This is a genomic window from uncultured Roseovarius sp. (genome assembly GCF_947489715.1).
GTDB lineage: Bacteria > Pseudomonadota > Alphaproteobacteria > Rhodobacterales > Rhodobacteraceae > Roseovarius.
Genome location: NZ_CANLER010000007.1, coordinates 1 through 20,335, shown reverse-complemented (window position 1 = coordinate 20,335; position 20,335 = coordinate 1). Strand labels below are relative to the sequence as shown.

20 protein-coding genes are annotated in these 20,335 nt (G+C 59.9%); 10 read left to right on the top strand and 10 right to left on the bottom strand.

What is annotated here, in order from left to right; translation table 11 throughout:
- Positions 1-4: 4 nt before the first annotated feature.
- From Q1B27_RS16620 to Q1B27_RS16590, 7 genes are all read left to right on the top strand, one after another.
- Positions 5-1,255: a Zn-dependent hydrolase gene (locus Q1B27_RS16620; RefSeq protein WP_299848985.1), complete on the top strand. Its 1,251-nt coding sequence runs from the start codon at positions 5-7 to the stop codon at positions 1,253-1,255.
- A gap of 4 nt (positions 1,256-1,259) precedes the next feature.
- Positions 1,260-1,844, top strand: a complete 585-nt coding sequence (locus Q1B27_RS16615; protein ID WP_299848983.1) for a hypothetical protein — start codon at positions 1,260-1,262, stop codon at positions 1,842-1,844.
- Positions 1,845-1,847: 3 nt separating this feature from the next.
- The gene (gene hydA, locus Q1B27_RS16610) at positions 1,848-3,308 is read left to right on the top strand and encodes a dihydropyrimidinase (RefSeq protein WP_299848981.1); all 1,461 of its coding nucleotides are present in this window, start codon (positions 1,848-1,850) and stop codon (positions 3,306-3,308) included.
- Between the two features lie 15 nt (positions 3,309-3,323).
- Entirely contained in the window at positions 3,324-4,109 is a 786-nt protein-coding gene (locus tag Q1B27_RS16605) for an ABC transporter ATP-binding protein (protein WP_299848979.1), read from the top strand.
- Positions 4,110-4,184: 75 nt separating this feature from the next.
- The gene (locus tag Q1B27_RS16600) at positions 4,185-5,057 is read left to right on the top strand and encodes an ABC transporter permease (RefSeq protein WP_299848977.1); all 873 of its coding nucleotides are present in this window, start codon (positions 4,185-4,187) and stop codon (positions 5,055-5,057) included.
- Positions 5,057-5,896, top strand: coding sequence for an ABC transporter permease (locus Q1B27_RS16595; protein ID WP_299848975.1), 840 nt, complete (start codon positions 5,057-5,059; stop codon positions 5,894-5,896). The genes Q1B27_RS16600 and Q1B27_RS16595 overlap by 1 nt, the downstream gene beginning before the upstream one ends.
- A 63-nt stretch (positions 5,897-5,959) precedes the next feature.
- A complete protein-coding gene (locus Q1B27_RS16590; RefSeq protein ID WP_299849497.1) occupies positions 5,960-6,928 on the top strand; it encodes an ABC transporter substrate-binding protein in 969 nt (322 codons plus the stop codon).
- A 62-nt stretch (positions 6,929-6,990) separates the two neighbouring features.
- Here Q1B27_RS16590 and Q1B27_RS16585 read toward each other — a convergent pair whose 3' ends face one another.
- Positions 6,991-8,595, bottom strand: a complete 1,605-nt coding sequence (locus Q1B27_RS16585; RefSeq protein ID WP_299848973.1) for a hypothetical protein — start codon at positions 8,593-8,595, stop codon at positions 6,991-6,993.
- Positions 8,596-9,002: 407 nt separating this feature from the next.
- On the opposite strand from Q1B27_RS16585, the gene Q1B27_RS16580 reads away from it, so the two are divergent.
- A complete protein-coding gene (locus tag Q1B27_RS16580; RefSeq protein ID WP_299848971.1) occupies positions 9,003-10,463 on the top strand; it encodes a D-alanyl-D-alanine carboxypeptidase family protein in 1,461 nt (486 codons plus the stop codon).
- Positions 10,464-10,535: 72 nt separating this feature from the next.
- Here the strand turns inward: Q1B27_RS16580 and ccoS are convergent, their stop codons facing one another.
- The 5 genes from ccoS to Q1B27_RS16555 form a co-directional block, all read right to left on the bottom strand.
- Positions 10,536-10,694 (bottom strand): cbb3-type cytochrome oxidase assembly protein CcoS, encoded by a 159-nt coding sequence (gene ccoS, locus Q1B27_RS16575; RefSeq protein WP_299848969.1) that lies wholly within the window; start codon positions 10,692-10,694, stop codon positions 10,536-10,538.
- A 5-nt stretch (positions 10,695-10,699) separates the two neighbouring features.
- Positions 10,700-12,886 carry a heavy metal translocating P-type ATPase gene (locus Q1B27_RS16570; RefSeq protein ID WP_299848967.1) on the bottom strand — a complete coding sequence of 729 codons (2,187 nt, stop codon included), beginning with the start codon at positions 12,884-12,886 and terminating at the stop codon, positions 10,700-10,702.
- Entirely contained in the window at positions 12,883-13,338 is a 456-nt protein-coding gene (locus Q1B27_RS16565) for a FixH family protein (protein WP_299848965.1), read from the bottom strand. Before Q1B27_RS16565 ends, Q1B27_RS16570 begins: the two co-directional genes overlap by 4 nt.
- Entirely contained in the window at positions 13,338-14,774 is a 1,437-nt protein-coding gene (gene ccoG / locus Q1B27_RS16560) for a cytochrome c oxidase accessory protein CcoG (protein ID WP_299848963.1), read from the bottom strand. The genes Q1B27_RS16565 and ccoG overlap by 1 nt, the downstream gene beginning before the upstream one ends.
- Before the next feature lie 98 nt (positions 14,775-14,872).
- On the bottom strand, positions 14,873-15,760 hold the full coding sequence (locus Q1B27_RS16555; RefSeq protein WP_299848961.1) for a LysR family transcriptional regulator: 888 nt from the start codon (positions 15,758-15,760) through the stop codon (positions 14,873-14,875).
- Positions 15,761-15,861: 101 nt separating this feature from the next.
- Between Q1B27_RS16555 and Q1B27_RS16550 the strand changes: the two genes are divergently transcribed.
- Together Q1B27_RS16550 and Q1B27_RS16545 are read left to right on the top strand one after the other, a co-directional pair.
- The gene (locus Q1B27_RS16550) at positions 15,862-15,999 is read left to right on the top strand and encodes a hypothetical protein (protein ID WP_299848959.1); all 138 of its coding nucleotides are present in this window, start codon (positions 15,862-15,864) and stop codon (positions 15,997-15,999) included.
- Positions 15,992-16,123 (top strand): hypothetical protein, encoded by a 132-nt coding sequence (locus Q1B27_RS16545; RefSeq protein WP_299848957.1) that lies wholly within the window; start codon positions 15,992-15,994, stop codon positions 16,121-16,123. Before Q1B27_RS16550 ends, Q1B27_RS16545 begins: the two co-directional genes overlap by 8 nt.
- A 237-nt stretch (positions 16,124-16,360) precedes the next feature.
- Here the strand turns inward: Q1B27_RS16545 and ccoP are convergent, their stop codons facing one another.
- The 4 genes from ccoP to ccoN are packed head-to-tail and all read right to left on the bottom strand — an operon-like array spanning position 16,361 to position 19,803.
- Positions 16,361-17,227: a cytochrome-c oxidase, cbb3-type subunit III gene (gene ccoP / locus Q1B27_RS16540; RefSeq protein ID WP_299848955.1), complete on the bottom strand. Its 867-nt coding sequence runs from the start codon at positions 17,225-17,227 to the stop codon at positions 16,361-16,363.
- Between the two features lie 3 nt (positions 17,228-17,230).
- On the bottom strand, positions 17,231-17,440 hold the full coding sequence (locus Q1B27_RS16535; protein ID WP_299848953.1) for a cbb3-type cytochrome c oxidase subunit 3: 210 nt from the start codon (positions 17,438-17,440) through the stop codon (positions 17,231-17,233).
- Positions 17,441-17,454: 14 nt separating this feature from the next.
- Complete coding sequence (gene ccoO / locus Q1B27_RS16530) at positions 17,455-18,183, bottom strand: cytochrome-c oxidase, cbb3-type subunit II (RefSeq protein ID WP_299848951.1); 729 nt, start codon at positions 18,181-18,183, stop codon at positions 17,455-17,457.
- A gap of 15 nt (positions 18,184-18,198) precedes the next feature.
- On the bottom strand, positions 18,199-19,803 hold the full coding sequence (ccoN, locus tag Q1B27_RS16525) for a cytochrome-c oxidase, cbb3-type subunit I (protein WP_299848949.1): 1,605 nt from the start codon (positions 19,801-19,803) through the stop codon (positions 18,199-18,201).
- Positions 19,804-20,335: the final 532 nt, after the last annotated feature.

Genomic DNA, 20,335 nt, shown 5'->3' with positions numbered 1-20,335 from the left:
TGACATGGCAGCCCCCGGCGAGAATCTGAAAATCAATGGCGAGCGTCTGTGGGACAGCCTGATGGAGATGGCAAAGATCGGCCCCGGCATCGCCGGCGGCAACAATCGCCAGACGGTCACCGATGAAGATGGCGAAGGCCGCACGCTGTTCCAATCCTGGTGTGAGGCGGCTGGCATGAGCATGGGCCTCGACACGATGGGCAACATGTTCGCGCGGCGAGAGGGAACCGACCCTGACGCTCTCCCGGTTTATGTCGGGTCCCACCTCGACACCCAGCCGACGGGCGGCAAATATGATGGCGTTCTGGGCGTTCTGGCGGGGCTGGAGCTGATCCGCACGTTGAATGACCTCGACATCAAGACCAAGCACCCGATCGTCGTGACCAACTGGACCAACGAGGAAGGCACACGCTTTGCCCCCGCGATGCTGGCGTCGGGCGTGTTTGCGGGTATCCACGAAGAAGACTGGGCCTACGCGCGCGAAGACGCCGAGGGCAAAAAATTCGGAGATGAGTTGAAGCGCATCGGCTGGCGCGGCGAAGAACCGGTGGGCAGCCGCAAGATGCATGCGTTTTTTGAACTCCATATCGAACAAGGGCCGATACTGGAGGCGGAAGGTAAAGACATTGGTGTGGTTACGCACGGTCAGGGGCTTTCATGGACGCAAGTGACGATCACGGGCAAGGACAGCCATACCGGGTCAACGCCGATGCCCATGCGCAAGAATGCGGGCCTTGGCATGGCGCGCGTACTGCAAAAGGTCGATGAAATCGCCTGGTCCCACGCCCCCGATGCGGTGGGTGCTGCGGGTCATATCGACGTCTATCCCAATTCGCGCAACGTGATCCCCGGGCAGGTGGTCTTTACCGTCGATTTCCGCTCTCCCAATCTTGACGTGATCAACGATATGGTCGCGCGGCTGAAAGTCGAGGCACAGGCGATCTGCGATGAGATGGGGCTGGGTGTTGAATTCGAACAGGTCGGCGGATTTGATCCTGTCACCTTCGACGAAGGCTGCGTCACCGCCGTGCGCAACGCCGCAGAACGTCTGGGGTATTCGCACCGCAACCTGATCTCGGGCGCGGGCCATGACGCCTGCTGGATCAACCGCGTCGCCCCCACCGCTATGGTCATGTGCCCCTGCGTCGATGGTCTGAGCCACAACGAGGCCGAAGAGATTTCCAAGGAATGGGCTACGGCGGGTACGGATGTGCTGATGCACGCGGTGGTCGAAACGGCGGAGATCGTGGAGTGAATAATTGCAGAAGATTTTAACATTCGGAAACATCGCATCAGCGGTCACTTTTCTTGCTGCGGGGTTCGCGATCGGTATCGTCATGGGAAACCGCCAGTCCTACGAAAGCGGTGTTCGCGCTGGAAGCGGGGATTTGGCAATCGCTTATGACACTCTCGAAAAATTTGGTGAAATCATCCGCCAGAAGCCCGTTCTAGATCAATATGATAAAGAAAGCCGCGCGCGAATTCTCTCTATTATACAAGAGGTTGGTAACAAAAACTTCGTACGCGCCCAAGATTTGATGCGAAAAGAATTCAACCTGGTGGACAAGGTTGGCTGCAAGGCCAATGGAGAATTATTCATGATCAGCGACCAGAATCCAAGCTACCAAAACTGCGAGACCGATCTGGTTGCCTTGTTTTCCATAAAGGGTAGCGGCTACGTCAACGTTTCTGTCGGGGCTAATCTGAAGTCACTCTACCCCGGCCAACCCAAAACCTGGGCGTTGGAAAATGACATGAACTGTACCATCGCAATAGCCTCCATCACAGTCCAAGACGATCAGGCTATCGCGAACGCAATGTTTCAAGGATGCAAGGGGAGCTAACACATGACCAAAGTCATCAAGAACGGCACCGTCTGCACGGCGGATCGTACCTGGAAGGCCGATGTCCTGATCGAGGGCGAGACGATCAAGCAGATCGGCGAGGACCTCAAGGGCGATGAATATATCGACGCCGAGGGCGCCTATGTGATCCCCGGTGGCATCGACCCGCACACGCACCTGGAAATGCCCTTCATGGGCACCACGGCGGCCGAAACCTTCGAAACGGGCACCTGGGCCGCGGCCTGTGGCGGCACGACGATGCTGGTGGATTTCTGCCTGCCCGGCGCGGACGGCAGTATCCGGAATGCGATCAACGAATGGCACCGCAAATCCGCGCCGCAAATCTGCTCGGATATCGGCTATCACATGGCGATCACCGGCTGGAATGAGGACATCTTCAACGAGATGAAGGATGCCGTCGATATGGGCGTCAACTCGTTCAAGCATTTCATGGCCTACAAGGGCGCGCTGATGATCGAGGATGACGAGATGTTCGCCTCGTTCAAGCGTTGCGCCGAGCTGGGCGCGCTGCCGATGGTCCATGCCGAGAACGGCGATCTGGTGGCCGAGATGCAGGAGAAATATTTCAACCAGGGCATCACCGGGCCAGAGGGTCACGCCTATTCCCGTCCGCCGGAATTCGAGGGCGAGGCCGCAAACCGCGCGATCTGTATCGCCGATGCCGCCGGTGTGCCGCTCTATATCGTGCATGTCAGCTGCGAGCAGGCGCATGAGGCGATCCGGCGCGCGCGCCAGAAGGGCATGCGGGTTTATGGCGAGCCGCTGGTGCAGTTCCTGACGCTGGATGAAAGTGAATATTTCAACAAGGATTGGGACCACGCCGCGCGGCGGGTGATGTCGCCGCCCTTCCGATCGAAGGACCATCAGGACAGCCTCTGGGCCGGGTTGCAGGCCGGGTCTTTGCAGGTGGTGGCGACCGATCACGCCGCCTTCAACACCGAGCAGAAACGCGCCGGACGCGATGATTTCCGCATCATTCCCAACGGATCGAACGGGCTGGAAGAACGCCTGCCGGTGCTCTGGACGCATGGCGTGGAAACCGGGCGGCTGACGCCGAACGAATTCGTCGCCGCAACCAGCACCAATGTGGCCAAGATATTGAATATATACCCGAAAAAAGGCGCCATCGTCGAAGGGGCGGATGCGGATATCGTGGTCTGGGACCCGAAGATCAGCAAAACGATCTCTCCGGCAAACCACCATTCGATCCTGGATTACAACGTTTTCGAAGGTTTCGAAGTCACCGCCAACTCCCGCTATACGATCAGCCGAGGCGAGGTGATCTGGGCCTGGGGTCAAAACAGCCAGCCGCAACCCGGCAGGGGCCGTTTCGTGCCACGGCCTGCCTTCCCCTCGGCCCACGAAGCGCTGAGCAAATGGAAGGCGCTCACCGCGCCCAAGATGATCGAACGCGATCCGTTGAACATCCCGTCGGGGATCTGACAAGAAAGCCAGCCAGTGAGCGAGCAAGCAGTAATCCGCGCTGAAGACCTCAGCCTGACCTTCCAGACGAATGACGGCCCGGTACACGCGCTCAAGGACGTGAACCTTGACGTGCAGAAGGGCGATTTCGTCAGCTTTATCGGCCCCTCGGGCTGTGGCAAGACCACGTTCCTGCGGGTCATGGCCGATCTGGAACAACAGACCGGTGGCACGATCACCGTAAATGGCGTCAGCCCGGAAGAGGCGCGCAGATCGCGGGCTTATGGCTATGTCTTCCAGGCGGCGGGGCTCTATCCTTGGCGCACGATTGGCGGCAATATCCGTCTGCCGCTTCAGATCATGGGATACGATAAAGCCGAACAAGATCAGCGAGTTAATCAGGTTCTGGAGCTGGTGGAGCTGGCCGGGTTCGAGAAGAAATTCCCCTGGCAGCTATCGGGCGGGATGCAGCAGCGGGCGAGCATTGCCCGGGCGTTGGCGTTTGATGCCGATCTGCTGTTGATGGACGAGCCATTCGGGGCGCTGGACGAGATCGTGCGCGACCATCTGAACGAGCAGTTGCTGCACCTCTGGGACACGACGCACAAGACGATCTGCTTTGTCACCCACTCGATCCCCGAGGCGGTCTATCTGAGCACCAAGATCGTTGTCATGTCGCCCCGGCCCGGGCGGATCACGGATGTGATCGAAAGCACCCTGCCCCGCGAACGGCCCCTGGAAATCAGGGATACGCCGGAGTTCATCGAGATCGCCCATCGTGTCCGCGACGGGTTGAGAGCGGGGCATGGCGATGACGTCTGAACCCCTTAAAATCCAACATCGGTATAACGTCGGTATTTTGTCGGTATTACGTCGGTGCATCGTCGGTGACGCGACATGAGGTCGGTTCTGCCCATCCTGACCGTCATCGCCGCCATTGTAGCACTCTGGTACGGGGCGGCGATCCAGCTCAACAAACCATGGGCGCTGGATAAGGCCACCCGCGCGGGCACCGAACTGAGTTTCAGCGAGATGGTGGCCGACACCTGGAGCCAGACCAAACCCAAACTGCCAGTGCCGCATCAGGTGGGCGAGGAGTTGTGGAAGACCACCGGCGAGATGGTCGCCAAGGGACGCGCCTTTTCGAAGCGCTCGCTGATCTATCATAGCTGGGTCACGTTCAGCTCGACCATGCTGGGGTTTGTGCTGGGCACCGGCCTTGGCATCGCGCTGGCGGTTGGCATTGTCTATAACCGGACGATGGATATGAGCGTAATGCCCTGGGTCATCGCCAGCCAGACCATCCCGATCCTTGCCATCGCGCCGATGATCATCGTGGTGCTGAACGCCGTCGGGATCTCGGGGCTGCTGCCCAAGGCCATGATCTCGATGTATCTGTCGTTCTTCCCGGTGGTCGTGGGCATGGTCAAGGGACTGCGCAGCCCAAGTGCGATGCAGCTTGACCAGATGCGCACCTGGAACGCGAGCCCAAGCCAAACCTTCTGGCGGCTGCGCCTGCCGTCGTCGATGCCCTATCTTTTCACCTCGCTCAAGATCGCCATGGCCGCGAGCCTTGTGGGCGCCATCGTGGGCGAATTGCCCACCGGTGCGGTGGCGGGGCTGGGCGCACGCCTGCTGGCAGGCAGCTATTACGGTCAGACCATCCAGATCTGGAGTGCGCTGATTATGGCCGCGACACTGGCGGCGGTGCTGGTCGGGCTCATCGGACTGTTGCAGCGCCTCACCCTCAAACGCATGGGGATGGCGTGATGGGCTGGCTGGTCTTTGGCTTTATCGCCTGGCTTGTAGGGTGGAAGCTCAATTCATGGCTTTCGCACAGGCCGCGAACGCAGTTCACCCGGCTGGCGGTGCCGGTCATCTTTGGGCTGACCATTATCGTGGTCTGGGAATGCGTGGTCTGGGGGCTGAAGATTTCCCCCGTGCTGTTGCCTGCGCCCACGCAGATCGCCCAGACCTTTGCCGCCTCGACCGCGATCCTGTGGGAGGATTTCGTGCAAACCGTGCTGAAAGGCGCATTGTCGGGGTACATTCTGGGCTGTGGTTCCGCATTCCTGATCGCGATCGCCATCGACCGGTTTCCGTTTCTGCAACGCGGGCTGCTGCCGGTGGGAAATTTCGTGGCCGCGTTGCCGATCATCGGCATGGCGCCCATCTTGGTGATGTGGTTCGGGTTCGACTGGCAATCCAAGGCGGCGGTGGTCGTGGTGATGGTATTCTTTCCTATGCTGGTCAACACAGTACAGGGGTTGCAGGATACGAGCGCCATGCAACGTGATCTCATGCGCACCTATGCGGCGGGCTACTGGAAGACGCTGCTGAAACTGCGCCTGCCCGCCGCGATGCCCTTCATCTTCAACGGATTGAAAATCGCCACGACGCTGGCGCTGATCGGGGCCATCGTGGCCGAGTTCTTTGGTTCACCCGTGCGCGGCATGGGCTTTCGCATCTCGACCTCGGTCGGACAATTGGCGATGGATCTAGTCTGGGCCGAGATCGTCGTGGCGGCAATCGTCGGCTCGGGCTTTTATGGCGGGGTTGCGCTCTTGGAAAAGACAATGACATTCTGGCACCCATCTCAGCGGCGCTGAATACGAATAACAAAAGGGAGAAGACAGATGAGAACTATCACAAAGGCAATCGGACTTGCCACGATGGGGGCATGGGCCACCCTTGGCGCGTCGGCCGCGCAGGCGGCGGATGATGTCACGCTGCAGCTCAAATGGGTCACACAGGCGCAATTCGCGGGCTATTACGTGGCGCAGGATCAGGGGTTCTACGAAGAAGAAGACCTGAACGTCACGATCAAACCCGGCGGACCCGATATCGCGCCTGCGCAGGTGATCGCCGGTGGCGGTGCTGACGTGGTGCTGGACTGGATGCCCTCGGCCCTTGCCAGCCGGGAAAAAGGTCTGCCGCTGGTCAATATCGCGCAGCCATTCAAAAGTTCGGGCATGATGCTGACCTGCCGCAAAGATGCGGGCATCGAAAGCCCGGATGATTTCAAGGGCAAGACGCTGGGCGTCTGGTTCTTTGGCAATGAATACCCGTTCCTGAGCTGGATGAGCCAGCTGGGCATCCCGACCGATGGCGGCGAGGATGGTGTTACGGTGCTCAAACAGGGGTTCAACGTCGACCCGATCCTTCAGGGTCAGGCGGCCTGTGTCTCGACCATGACCTATAATGAATACTGGCAGATCATTGACGCGGGCCTCACCCCCGACGATCTGGTGGTGTTCAAATACGAGGATCAGGGCGTCGCGACACTGGAAGACGGCATGTATGTGCTGGAAGAAAACCTGAGCGATCCGGCCTTTGAGGACAAGATGGTGCGGTTCGTGCGCGCCTCGATGAAGGGCTGGAAATGGGCCGAGGAAAACCCGGACGAGGCGGCGATGATCGTGCTGGACAACGACGCCTCGGGCGCGCAGACCGAAGAGCATCAGAAGCGGATGATGGGTGAGATTGCCAAGCTGACCGCCGGATCGAACGGCGCGCTGGACCCGGCAGATTTCGAACGCACGGTTCAGTCGCTGATGTCCGGCGGATCGGACCCGGTGATCACCGCGAACCCCGGCGAGGCCGCGTGGACCCACGCGATCACCGACAAGGCGCTGAACTAGAAAGACGCGCATAAGATTGGAAGGGCGCCTGAATCGGGCGCCCTTTTTTGTTGCCCCGTCTCTCAGGCGATCTTTCGTATCTGGGCTGTCGGTTGTTGTTCCTGTCGCATGGCCGTCAGGTGCAGATTGACCGCGTTGCGGGCATAATGGACACCGTTAAGCTCGGGCGCGTGGCGTTCAAGAATGTCCAGGTTGAATTCCAGCCGTGCGCGTTTATCGGGCGGCAGGCAGGTCGCCGCGCCCAGCATCCGCCGGTCATTGAACGGGCTGATATAGAAATTGTTGGTCATGCCGTACATCAGGTTGCCGATCCCGTGCGCCAGGAATTGCTCGCCAAACATGAAGTCATAGGCGCGATCAGCGGCAACACCGGTAAGTGAGCCATACCATGCGCGATATTGCTGCTGTATTTGCGGATCGCGGACGATGCTCTTGTCGCTCAGCATCATCATCCGGATGCCATTCTTGATGCTGTGCCCCGTGCGCCCGGCATATTCCCGTACGCCGCGCCGCCAGAGCACGGCCTTGAGGAAATCCGAGCCATTGCCGCGCAGCATCAGCCCGCCCGGTTCATGCGCCATCAGAACCTCATGCCGGATGCGCGGGATTTCTGTGCCCAGAATGCCGATGCCGGTCGCGATCTGGCAGGCTTTGCTCAGTTGCATAAGGTGGTTGGGATCGGTGATGTGATAATCCGGGTCACGGATCGGGTCGATGATCCGCAACGGGGCATCGACGAATTCCGCCAACCGCGCGGCGATGCGCGTGTCCTTGCGGCTCATCTGGTTTTCAGCGTGGGAAAACAGTCCGATCTTGTCCAGCGACTGCTTTGAACAGGCCAGAAGCAACCGGCTGTCCAGCCCGCCGGATAGCGGCAGATGGGTTTGTGTGTGGCTGGCCAGGCTGCTGATCACCTGTTTGAGGCGTGCAACAATATCCTCGGTCAAGGCCGTTTGTTGCCGCGCATCGGGTTCGAAAATATCACCGGGCAGCGGCCAGTACCGTCTTTGGGTAAAATTGGTAAGGTCCAGAAAATGGTTCGGGATCAGGCGTTTGACATGGTGATCGGGTGTGTGGCCGAACCCAAAACGTCCCAGTTCGCGGATCGCCTCTGCCGTTATCGGATACTCCCTGTTCTCTTCGACCGGGCGGTCCAATACCAGATTGAGCGTTGAGCCAGCAGCCTGTTGAACCGGATCATACACCGCCCCCAAAGAGCCCAGCGGATCAATATACAGCCGCTGAAGATTGCCCTGCGTGATCACAAAGGCAAAACGCCCGGCACAGTCATTGAGCCAGGCGATCAACTGCTCCGCCTCGTACCAACGGGCGCATTTGCGCGCCAGAAGCTCGGTCGTGATCACGTCCCCATCGGGGTCGACGCCGATGCCAAGAAACGCCAGATGGCCCTGCCCTTTGGCAAAGCAAAGCTTGGCCACGGGCAAATCCTGACCGCTGTGCAGCCACCAGTCGCCAAGCTGGGTTTTTTGCAATCCGGGCAAGTCACCCGCATGGTTTTGCAGTCGGAACTGCTGGGTGAAAACCTTGCCGAATTCCAACCCATGTTGATCGCAAAGCACCTGCCCCAGCACGGATTTTTCACCATGCCCGGCACGTCTGACCTTGCGCATATCGCCCTCGGCAGGCCTGTCGTCTGCTCGTAACATATTATTTTTCTTGTTTATTTTCTGCCTCACCGATGACGCTATCCGTCGAAATCTGACCCGTCAACCCGACATGGTAACAGGCACCGCCGGATTATGTGCACCCGGCAACAGCCTGCGCGGCCCGGGGGCCAGTATCCACAATGGTTTCAACCCCGGCTGTGATCACGGCGCTACAGTTTCGGAATTTTCCGCAAGGGCCCTGACACGGTTTTGCCGCATTCCCGCCTTAATCGCCTTGGTGGTAGCGGCCCCCCTGAATTCCACCAAATATGGGGCGGCTAAAAACAAACACCAGATAATTCATTGGGAATGAACGCTTTATTTACCAAGATCTCTATGATAGCCTGAGAGGACAAAACAAAAGCCAGCCGGAAAACCGGCGGCATGAGGCAGAAAAGAGTAGTTCCATGAAGGCTCGGAGCAGGCAACCGATCCGTTGGGGTCTGGTGGCGTTGGCCACTATCTGGATGTTAGTCATTGTACCGTTAAGCGCGGTCGCCGCCCCCTATGCGGCGATGGTGGTAGACGCACGATCTGGCAAGGTTTTGCATTCACGCAATGCAGACACCCGATTACACCCGGCATCCCTGACCAAGATGATGACACTCTACGTGGTGTTCGAAGCCATCGAAAACGGTGAGATCAGCCTTGATACCAAGGTGCGCATTTCCAAACATGCGGCAAGCGAACCGCCCAGCAAACTGGGTCTGAAATCGGGGCAGCGCATCGCGCTGCGCTATCTGATCCGTGCGGCGGCGGTCAAATCGGCCAATGACGCAGCGACGGCGCTGGCCGAAGCCATCGAAGGGTCCGAGGCGCGTTTTGCCCGCCGGATGAACCGCACCGCCAAGGCGCTTGGCATGACCCGCACGACATTCAAAAACGCCCATGGGCTGACGGAATCGGGGCATTTGTCCACTGCGCGCGACATGACGACAATGGGGCGGCACCTGTTTTACGACTACCCTGAATATTACAATCTCTTCTCGCGGATGACCGCCGATGCCGGCGTCAAGACCGTGTATCACACCAACCGCAAGCTGCTGGCCAGCTATCGCGGCGCCGACGGAATCAAGACCGGCTATACCCGCGCGGCGGGGTTCAACCTTGTCGCCAGCGCCGAGCGTGGCCGCGAGCGCATCATCGCCACGGTTTTCGGCGGGCGGTCCACACGGACGCGCAATGCCAAGGTCGCTGAACTGCTGGATCTGGGCTTCAAGCGGGCACCGACACGAGTGGCGGTCCATCGCCCCTCGCGGCCTGCCTATCAGGGCAAGATCGGCAAAGGGTCTGGCGAAACCATTGTCACCGCCGGTGCGGTTGCCACACCCGGAGCCGTTGGCAAGACAGTCCGCTTCGCCGCCGCAGCCGCGGTCAAGAAAAGCCTGCGTCCGGCTCTGCGCCCGCGCCCTGCAAACACACCCATTCTGGTCGCCGCCAAGGATGACATCGACAAGGCCGTGCTTGCCGCACAGGTCAACGAGGCCACGAAACCCGTGGAAACCAATGGGGCCGAGGCCGCAACCCTGCGCATTGTCAAACCCGCGGCACGGCCCCTGGCGCTGGCACAGGCCGACACCCCGGCAGCAGATCCCATTCAGGAGGTTGTGACCCGCGTCTCAACCTCGGGCGGGCGGCATTGGGGCATCAATGTCGGACGCTACCCCAGCCAGTATCAGGCGCGCAAAGTGCTGTTGCAGACCGCCCTGAACGAGATGAGCACGCTTGACGGCAGCCTGCGCAAGGTCGTGGCGCGCTCGACTGGCTATGATGCAAATTTCATGGGGCTGACACGCGAAACCGCCGATCTGGCCTGCCGCCGCTTACAGGCAAAGCAGGTGACCTGCTTCATGATCGGACCAAGCTGACCGGTTCCGGACCGAAAGACATGGAGAAGACCGCGCCTGTCGCGGTCTTTTTTTGTTTGAGCGATGCGATTGCTATGGTTTGGGATGATCGTCGTAGTGGTCGCTCAGGATGCGCCGGCTGTCCCCTTCGGGATCATCATACTGGTTCGTCCTGACGGTATAGATAAACGCCACCAGACCAACGCCACCCAGAAAAAGCGAGATCGGAATCAGGTAACTGAGAATATTCATCTGCCCTACCTCAGCCTGAGTGCGTTGAGCGACACGGTGATCGAACTGGTCGACATGGCCAGTGCCGCGATCAGCGGTGTGGCCAGACCCGCCACCGCCAGCGGCACCGCGATCAGGTTATAGACCGTGGCGATGCGGAAATTCTCGCGTATGCGGCGGGTGGCGGTCCGCGCCGTGTCGCACCCGGCTGCGATGGGGGACAGATCCCCACCCAGCAACACGATGTCGCTGGCCACACGGGCCGCGTCCAACGCCGAGGCGGGTGAGATCGACACATGCGCGGCGGCCAGCGCCGCAGTATCGTTTAGCCCGTCACCCACCATCAGCACATGCGCGCCGTTTTCAGCCAGCTCCTGAATGCGGGTCGATTTGTCGGCGGGCAGCGCCTCGGCCAGCCAATGGGTGATGCCCAGACGATCCGCCAGCGCCTCGACCGCCGGGGTGGTGTCGCCCGACATCAGGTAGACGTTCTTGCCGCTTTCCTGCAGCGCCTGAACCGCCTCTGCCGCACCGTCGCGCAAACGATCCGCAAAGGTGAAGGCGATGGGGGCGGTCTCGCCCACTCGCAGGAAGGTGGCGGTTTCGGCCAGCGCCTCGGCGCCGGTCCAGCTGGCGCGTCCCAGACGTACTTTCTTGCCCTGCCAAAGGCCTTCGGTGCCATATCCCGGCACTTCCGTGATCTTATCAACCTGTGCCGCCGTGATACCCGCCTCTTGCGCGGCTTGAACGATGGCGCGCGCCAACGGATGAGAGGACGCCTGCGCGAGCGCCCGCGCGATTTCGAGCGATGGCCGCGGCAATGCACCAAGATTTGTGAGTTCGGGCGTACCAGCGGTCAGCGTGCCGGTCTTGTCGAACACGACGGTATCGACCTGTGCCAGACGTTCCAGCGCGGTGGCGTCCTTGATCAGCATTCCGCGCCGGAAAAGCCGCCCCGAGGCCGCCGTGGTAACTGCCGGAACCGCCAGACCCAAGGCACAGGGGCAGGTGATGATCAGAACGGCGGCAGCGATATTCAGCGCAGTTCGCAAGTCACCGCTATAGAGATACCAGCCGATGAAACTGAGGCCCGAGAGGATATGCACCCCCGGTGCGTAAAGCTTGGCCGCCTTATCCGCCAGCGAGGTATAGCGCGAGCGGCCGGATTCGGCGATCGCCACAAGGTCGGCCATCTGGTGCAGCGACGTGTCGGCGCCCACGGCGGTTGCGCGAATGGTCAGAAGACCGGTCAGATTGACCTCTCCGGCGGAAACCGCTTGCCCCGGCTGGGCCAGTACCGGCAGGGTTTCCCCGGTAAGCAGCGAGCGGTCGATCTCGGACATGCCGGTAATGATCTCTCCGTCCACGGGCATGCGCCCGCCCGGTCGGACAAGGATTGCGTCGCCCACTTTCAGATCGGCCTGCATCACCTCGCACTCGGTGCCGTTTTCCAGCCGGATCGCGCGGGGCACTTCCAGCGCGCTCAGTTCCTGCGCCGCAGATCGGGCAATGGCGCGGGTGCGATGATCAAGGTACCGGCCCGCCAGCAGGAAAAACGTTAGCGTGAGTGCTGCGTCGAAATAGGCGTGTTCACCCGAAAGCGATGTCTCCCAGAGCGAGGTTACGATCGCCAGAAGGATGGCCAGCGTGATCGGCACATCCATGTTCAACTGCCGATTTGACAGCGCTGCCCAGGCGTTGCGGAAAAACGGCTGCCCGGCAAACGCGATTGTCGGCAGGGCAATGGCGGCGGAAATCCAGTGGAAAAGATCGCGGGTTGCGGCCTCGGCCCCCGACCAGACAGCCACGGACAGAAGCATCACATTCATCGACGCAAAGCCCGCCACCGCCAGTCGCATCAGCAGATCGCGCCCCGCCTTGTCGTTCGAGGTCGCACTGAGCGTCCCTGCGTCCAGCTCATGCGCCTCGTATCCCAGCCCTTCGACCAGTTGCACCATATCCTGCGCGGTGACGCCGGGGACAGCATCAATACTGGCGCGCTTGAGGGTGAGGTTGACCCGGGCCGAGTTTACCTGCGGATGGGCATTCAGCCCGCGTTCGATCTTGGAAATGCAGGCGGAACAGTGAATCGTAGGCAGCGACAGCGCGATCTGCGCGGCGTCAAGCGCACCCTGATCCGCCAGGGCTTCGGCCGCTGGTGCAGCAGCACAGGCCGGACAGGCCGAGACAGAAGGGCGCAGCGCCGCGGTCATTTCTTGTGCAGCACCACGCGCTGCGTGAATTCGGTGCCATCGGCGGCCACGGCCACCATGCGAATGTTCCAGTTGCCATCGCCCAGCTCAGCAGGGGCGACATAGGCGGTCCCGTCAAAGGTGAACTCGGGCGTCTGATCGTCATAGACATGGGTGGCGCGGCCCACCGTGGCATCAAGCGAGCGCACCTTGACCGGGGCGCCGGCCTGATCGGTAATTGCCAGCCGCAGCATGCCATCGGCATGACCCGCGTCGATGTGCCATCCCAGGGCCTCCTGCGCCGCCTTGCGGTCATCGAATTGCTGACTGGCCACGTAGGAATTCTTGACCTCGAGCCCCGGAAAGGTTTTCACCGCGTTCCAGGCCAGCAGAAGATTGACGCCGATGATCAGGCCAAAGGCTGCCACAAACCCTGCCAGCACATGCCGCCCCGTGATTTGCCGTACCGCCATCAGTTGCCCCTTCCGTTAAAGACCGTGTCCTTGTAGGCGCGTTCGCCGTTTGTCGTGTCTTCGACCCATAGCCGCACATCCGTGCTTTCCGCCAGTGCCGGGGCCGAGTTCGCGGGCGCCTGGAGATAGACCCGCTGATTGAAAGTTGTATCCGCAGGCACGATGACGGTGCTGTATGGCACACCCTCAAGCTCCAGCCGGATTGTCAGATCACCTGCCACTGTAATATGAAACGGGCGTTCTTCGCCATGTTTGTTCAGAAGGCGCACTTCGTAAGTGTTGCGGATCGTGCCATCAGCCAGTGTGACATAGGTTGGGTTTCGCACCGGCGCGACTGTCATTTCGATATCGGCACGGATGAACAGCGCGAAAAGCAGGCCAAACCCGACCAGGGACCAAAGAGCGGTATACATGATCGTGCGCGGACGCAGGATATGCTTGAGGATCGGCTTGGGGTCTTTGCCGGCGCGTTCGCTCACCTCATCCGTCAATGCCATGTAGTCGATCAGCCCGCGCGGCTTGCCGATCTTGGCCATAATGTCATCGCAGGCGTCGATGCACAGCGCGCAGGTGATGCATTCAAGCTGCTGCCCGTCACGGATGTCGATGCCCACGGGGCAGACATTCACACAGGCCATGCAGTCGATGCAATCGCCCTGCGGTTCGCCCGCCTTGGTGGCCTCGGAATGTTTGCGGGGCTCGCCGCGCCATTCGCGGTAACCCACCACTAGCGTATCTTCGTCCATCATCGCGGCCTGAATGCGGGGCCAGGGACAGGCGTAGATGCAGATCTGTTCCCGGGCGAAACCACCGAACAGGAAGGTCGTGCCCGTCAGGATCGCCACGGTCGAATAGGCGACCATATGGGCGTTCAGCGTGAAAAGATCGACCAGAAGCGTGGGCGCATCGGCAAAGTAGAACACCCAGGCACCGCCCGTGGCCATGGCAATCAGAAGCCAGGTGATCCACTTGATCATCCGTAACCTGAACTTACGGAAATCCCATTTTTTCTGACGGTGCAGGCGCAGGCGCGCGTTGCGGTCCCCTTCGATCCAGCGTTCGACCAGAATGAAAAGATCGGTCCACACGGTCTGTGGGCAGGCATAGCCACACCAGACCCGGCCCAGCGCTGAGGTAAAGAGAAAAAGCCCCAGCCCCGCCATCACCAGCAGACCGGCAACGAAATAGAACTCATGCGGCCAGATTTCGATCCAGAAGAAAAAGAACCGGCGGTTCGCCAGATCGACCAGCACCGCCTGATCCGGCAGGTTAGGGCCACGGTCCCACCTGATCCAGGGGGTCAGGTAATAGATGCCCAGCGTGACCGCCATGATCACCCATTTCAGATTGCGAAACGGGCCATAGACCTTCTTGGGAAAGATCGGCTCGCGAGCGGCATAAAGACTTTTAGGCGCGTCTGGCTGGCTATCGGCCACGGAATCACTCCGATATTTCAGGATCCTGTCAGTTGTTTTGTTTCAGGTCTGAATGGGGGCAACTTTGACCTGAGTCAAATTCTGAGTCTGAAAGTGATCTATTTCGCCATTTCACAGGTTTTTACCTGCTTTCGCAACCATTTGAGGAAATTTCGTAGTGCCGGGCGCTGCACACCGGGGCGGGTGACGATGTGGTAGCCTTTGACCGCATCGCTTTCGAAAAGCAGCCGTAACCGCCCGGCCTGCAAGTCTTTTTCCACGAAGGTGCGCACGGTCACGGCAATCCCCTGCCCGTCCCTGGCACCATCCAGCAACAGGTTGCCCGGCAGTTGGATCGACCCCTGGCTCAGCTTTTTCAATGTACCGATACCAGCAAGCCAGTTATTGGCCTCGGACAGGCCCGCATCCAGAAGCCAGGGAAAATCTGCAAGCTCATCAAGGGTTTGATAGTCCTGGTCGCCAACCAGACAGGGTGCGGCCACCACCACCATCGGCGACATGATCAGCGGCTCGCTGTCCAGTCGCGGCCAATCCCCGGCACCGTAACGCAGTGCCACGTCGATCGTGCCGGTCTCCATCGGTTCTACCCTCGGGCTGGTGCTGAGGATCAGGTTGACCTCGGGAAAGGCGGTGTGAAAGCCGCCCAGCTGCGGCATCAGCCAGGCCGCCGCCAGCATCGGCGTGGTGGCGATATGCAGCGGGCGGTTGGCGTCGGCGCCGGTCAGCGCATTGATTTTCTGCGCAATCACGTCAAAGCCCTGCGCCAGCGCATCCGCCAGTTGCTGCCCTTCGGGGGTCAGGCTGAGGCTGCGCCCGCTCCGGTCCACCAGTTTCAGCCCCATATGCGCCTCAAGCGTCTTGATTTGCTGGCTGATCGCCGCGTGGCTGACATTGAGCTTTTCGCCCGCCGCGACAACAGCACCGGTCTCTGCCAGCGCGGAAAACGCCCTGAGCGCCGAAAGCGGCGGAAAGCCCAGCCAATCCATTATGTAACCTCAACTTACATGTTTGAATTTTTCCTGAGTCGCATAAAGCCAGTCCGGATGCAATATTCAATGCAGAAACCGACACCAGGAAAGGAAACGACATGCTGGGAATTTTCGCAAAAACTTTCAATACCGCCACCCGCACCGACACCCGCAACCACTGGGGCGACCGCACCCGTTTCGACGAGCGTCGCGACGCGTCTTTCTTCCCGCACACTCCCGGAGGGCGCCGTGATTAATCCGGTCATCTACGAACTGGAATTGGCCCTGCGCAAGGATCGCCAGACCCGGCACTGGCCGTGGCGGGGCGGCAGGTGGGCATCGCCAGATGCGACGCATCTGAAGAACCAGCGGGAAAGGTGATCTGCCGGGCCACGATACGCAGGATTTGTAAGATCAGCCCCATCGCGTAAGGTAGCGTCAAGAGTTTGGGCCGCAGTTATCTCCCTCTGCGGCCCATATAGGGCGGCACCGGCCTTCCAGGAAACGCGCGAACAGGACGGAAGGTCCGGTGCCTGACCCGCAGGTTTGACCCCGCGGGTGTTCTTGTTCAATGCGCATTCTCAAAACCGCTAACCGCGTTTCAGAATGCGCCTTTGGTCATTCGCCACCGCCAAGCTGGTGGACATAGGACGACACGGCGCGGATTTCAGCCTCGGTCAGACGGGTCGACCAGGGCGGCATCACGCCATAGCGACTGTAGGTGACCGTCTGAAGGACCGTGTCGTAATCCCCGCCATAGAGCCATATTGCGTCCGCAAGGTTCGGCGCGCCTTGATCTCGATCACCCAGGCCCTCGTCACCATGGCAGGAGGCGCAATTGTCCATGAAGACAGTCTGACCAGCCTCGACCTGCGCGGGATCCTGTGGCGTACCCGACAGCGAGATCACATAGTTGGTGACCGCCGACAGTTCCTCTTTTTCCAACATCTCGCCAAAGGCGGGCATTTCGGAATAGCGGGCATCGCCGTCTTCCTCGTTGCGGATACCGTGTTTGACGGTGGCGTGAATGGCCTCGATATCGCCCCCCCAGAGCCAGTCATTGTCCAGCAGGTTGGGATAGCCCTTGGCCCCCGCCGCCCCCGAGCCGTGGCATTGGGCACACCAGGTCTTGAACACGGCGGCACCGGCCGAGGTGGCATAGCCCGAAAGCTCCGGATCGGCGCTGATCTCTGTCAGCTCAACTTCGGCCAGACGAGCGTTGATATCGGCGTTGGCGGCTTCGGCCGCGGCGATGTCATTTGCCACATTGGCGCGGGTTGACCAGCCCATCACACCGGCAGTGGCCGATGAAATGCCCGGCCAGGCCGGATAGGCGATGGAATAGATCACCGCCCAGACGATTGTTGCGTAGAGGGTCCAGAGCCACCAGCGCGGCAAGGGGTTATTGAATTCCTGAATGCCGTCCCATTCGTGGCCGGTGGTATCCGGATCATCAGGTAGTTGTTTTTTCGGTTGCTTAGCCATTTCTCACGCCTCCTTTGCATCCGCATGGGTGTCAGACACGGGTTTCTTTGGCGCGGGTTTGTCTTCGTGCCGGAAGGGGATGCCTGCGGGATCGTCGTAAACCTTGGTGGAACCGGGCCGGAAGACCCAGAACACCACACCGGCAAAGAACACGAACAGGATCAGAAGCACCCAGCTATCAGCCAGTTCGCGAAGGAAAGAATAGGTTTCCATTGTCTTGCCCTCCCTTACCGGCTTGCCACTGGCGTGAAGGTCGAGAAATCGACCAGCGTGCCCAGCATTTGCAGATAGGCGATCAGGGCGTCCGCCTCGGAGATGCCGGCGGCACCGTCGAAATTGCGCACCTGCACCTTGTCGCCATAGCGTTCCAGCAGACCGTCATAATCGCTGTCCGGATCGGATTGCGCCCGGAAGTCGGCGGCAGCGTTCTCTACCATCTCATCCGTGTAGGGCACGCCCACGAAACGGTCGGTCTTCAGCCGGTCCTCGATATATTTGGCGTCTATGATGCGGTTTTCGAGGAAGCCGTATTTCGGCATCACCGATTCAGGCACCACAGCCTGCGGGTCGCGCAGATGGTCGACATGCCATTCATCGGAATAGCGGCCACCGACACGGGCCAGATCCGGCCCGGTGCGTTTCGATCCCCATTGGAACGGGTGGTCGTATTTCGATTCCGCCGCCAGCGAGTAGTGGCCGTACCTTTCGACCTCGTCCCGCATCGGGCGGATCATCTGACTGTGGCAGACATAGCAACCTTCACGCACATAGATGTCGCGCCCGGTCAGCTCCAGCGGGGTGTAGGGGCGCATGCCCTCCACATCCTCGATGGTGTTTTCCAGCCAGAACAACGGTGCGATCTGTACCAGCCCGCCGATGGTCACGACCAGGAAGGCGAAGATCGACAGAAGTGTGATGTTCTTCTCAAGAACGTGGTGTTTGTCGAGAATTCCCATGTGTCGATCCCCCCCTTATTCGGCCGGGACAACGGAGTTGGTGGCTTCGACAGCCGGGCTCCGTTTGACGGTCATGTAAAGATTATAGCACATGATGATTGCGCCAGCGATGTAGAGCACCCCGCCCAGGCCACGTACGACATACATGGGGAACTTGGCGGCAACGGTATCGGCGAAGGAGTTCACCAGGAAGCCGTTGGCATCCACTTCACGCCACATCAGGCCCTCCATGATGCCGGTCACCCACATGGCGGCGGCGTAGAGGATGATGCCGATGGTCGCGAGCCAGAAGTGCCAGCTGACGAGGCCAAGGCTATAGAGCCGCTCGCGGTTCCACAGTTTCGGCACCAGGAAGTAGAGCGCGCCGAAGGTGATCATGCCGTTCCAACCGAGCGCACCGGAATGCACGTGGCCGATGGTCCAGTCGGTATAGTGCGACAGTGAGTTCACCGCGCGGATCGACATCATCGGACCCTCGAAGGTGGACATGCCGTAGAAGCCGATCGAGATGACCATCATCCGGATGACCGGATCGGTGCGCAGCTTGTCCCAGGCGCCCGAAAGCGTCATCAGACCGTTGATCATGCCACCCCAGGACGGCATCCACAGCACGATTGAGAACACCATGCCCAGCGTCGACGCCCAGTCAGGCAGCGCGGTATAATGCAGGTGGTGCGGACCGGCCCAGATATACAGGAAAATCAGCGCCCAGAAGTGGATGATCGAAAGCTTGTAGGAATAGACCGGACGTTCGGCCTGTTTCGGCACGAAATAGTACATCATGCCCAGGAACCCCGCCGTCAGGAAGAAGCCGACCGCGTTGTGGCCATACCACCATTGCACCATCGCGTCCTGCACGCCCGAAAAGACCTGCACTGATTTCGATCCGAAGATCGAGACCGGGATGGAAAGGTTGTTGAACACATGCAGCATCGCCACGGTGATGATGAAGCTGAGGTAGAACCAGTTGGCCACGTAGATATGCGGCTCTTTGCGTTTGACGATCGTACCCAGGAAGACCGCCAGATAGGCCAGCCAGACGATGGTCAGCCACCAGTCGACATACCATTCAGGTTCGGCATATTCCTTGGATTGGGTCGCCCCCAGCAGATAGCCGGTCGCGGCCAGAACGATTACAAGCTGATAGCCCCAGAAGACGAACCACGCCAGATTGCCACCCCAGAGACGGGCGGCGGATGTGCGCTGCACCACGTAGAAGGACGTGCAGATCAGGGCGTTACCGCCAAAGGCGAAGATCACGGCGCTGGTATGCAATGGCCGCAGCCGTCCGAAATTCAACAGGCCTTGCGACCATTCGAAATTCAGCACCGGAAAGGCCAGCTGGAAGGCAATGAACGTGCCCGCCAGAAAGCCCACAACGCCCCAGAGGGCGGTGGCAATCACACCGGCGCGGATCACGCCATCCATGTATTCGCCCGACAGGTCAACCTGCTGGGTGGGTTCATCGGTGTTGCGCAGCACCCAGAGGAACATTCCTCCGGCCGCCAGTGCAATCACCAAAGCATTGACCATATAGGCCAGATCGCGCGCATAATTTGCCCCGATCAACGCAAATAGCGTGATCAGGCCAAGCGCGATCAGCTTGAAATAATTCATCATTTTCTTGCTTCCTCGTCTCTGTCCTCACAACCCCATCGAGTCGCGTGTGCGCGTTTAGACAGTGCCTTGATGCGCCAGCGCGCCAGAGGATTCCTTGATCTGCATCAAGAATCTTCACTTATCGACCATCGCACACCACCACGACGTCGAACAGACTGGTCACGCCTTTGATTTTGGTCCGCGATGATGGTTCGGGTTTGGATATCGACATCGCAATATCCTCTGCCTCTGAAAGGCATCGCCTGTCCGGGCTTAAAATATCTACCGGATGAGGTATTGATCGCCACCGTTTTATCAGCCGAGACCGTGATTGACAGACCCGGATGCGCTTTGCGGCCATCAGCCCAGCGCGCGGATGGTTGACCAATTTGTCGGCAAAATGACCAATGGCGGCTCAGAGCCCTAAATGTCGGATGCTGCGCAGGCGCCCAATGTCCGTTATTGGTATATGAAACCGCGTGACCCTAGAGCTATTTGTCGCCAACACCGCAACCAGCTAGTCCGGGAGAGATTGTAAATGGGCGAAACGACA

What these genes read in the sequence shown, in the direction of transcription:
- Q1B27_RS16620 (WP_299848985.1), top strand. Translation starts at nt 5, where the DNA reads ATGGCAGCCCCCGGCGAGAATCTGAAAATCAATGGCGAGCGTCTGTGG.
- hydA (WP_299848981.1), top strand. Translation starts at nt 1,848, where the DNA reads ATGACCAAAGTCATCAAGAACGGCACCGTCTGCACGGCGGATCGTACC.
- Q1B27_RS16600 (WP_299848977.1), top strand. Translation starts at nt 4,185, where the DNA reads ATGAGGTCGGTTCTGCCCATCCTGACCGTCATCGCCGCCATTGTAGCA.
- Q1B27_RS16595 (WP_299848975.1), top strand. Translation starts at nt 5,057, where the DNA reads ATGGGCTGGCTGGTCTTTGGCTTTATCGCCTGGCTTGTAGGGTGGAAG.
- Q1B27_RS16590 (WP_299849497.1), top strand. Translation starts at nt 5,960, where the DNA reads ATGGGGGCATGGGCCACCCTTGGCGCGTCGGCCGCGCAGGCGGCGGAT.
- Q1B27_RS16585 (WP_299848973.1), bottom strand. Translation starts at nt 8,595, where the DNA reads ATGTTACGAGCAGACGACAGGCCTGCCGAGGGCGATATGCGCAAGGTC.
- Q1B27_RS16580 (WP_299848971.1), top strand. Translation starts at nt 9,003, where the DNA reads ATGAAGGCTCGGAGCAGGCAACCGATCCGTTGGGGTCTGGTGGCGTTG.
- ccoS (WP_299848969.1), bottom strand. Translation starts at nt 10,694, where the DNA reads ATGAATATTCTCAGTTACCTGATTCCGATCTCGCTTTTTCTGGGTGGC.
- Q1B27_RS16570 (WP_299848967.1), bottom strand. Translation starts at nt 12,886, where the DNA reads ATGACCGCGGCGCTGCGCCCTTCTGTCTCGGCCTGTCCGGCCTGTGCT.
- Q1B27_RS16565 (WP_299848965.1), bottom strand. Translation starts at nt 13,338, where the DNA reads ATGGCGGTACGGCAAATCACGGGGCGGCATGTGCTGGCAGGGTTTGTG.
- Q1B27_RS16555 (WP_299848961.1), bottom strand. Translation starts at nt 15,760, where the DNA reads ATGGATTGGCTGGGCTTTCCGCCGCTTTCGGCGCTCAGGGCGTTTTCC.
- Q1B27_RS16550 (WP_299848959.1), top strand. Translation starts at nt 15,862, where the DNA reads ATGCTGGGAATTTTCGCAAAAACTTTCAATACCGCCACCCGCACCGAC.
- ccoP (WP_299848955.1), bottom strand. Translation starts at nt 17,227, where the DNA reads ATGGCTAAGCAACCGAAAAAACAACTACCTGATGATCCGGATACCACC.
- Q1B27_RS16535 (WP_299848953.1), bottom strand. Translation starts at nt 17,440, where the DNA reads ATGGAAACCTATTCTTTCCTTCGCGAACTGGCTGATAGCTGGGTGCTT.
- ccoO (WP_299848951.1), bottom strand. Translation starts at nt 18,183, where the DNA reads ATGGGAATTCTCGACAAACACCACGTTCTTGAGAAGAACATCACACTT.
- ccoN (WP_299848949.1), bottom strand. Translation starts at nt 19,803, where the DNA reads ATGATGAATTATTTCAAGCTGATCGCGCTTGGCCTGATCACGCTATTT.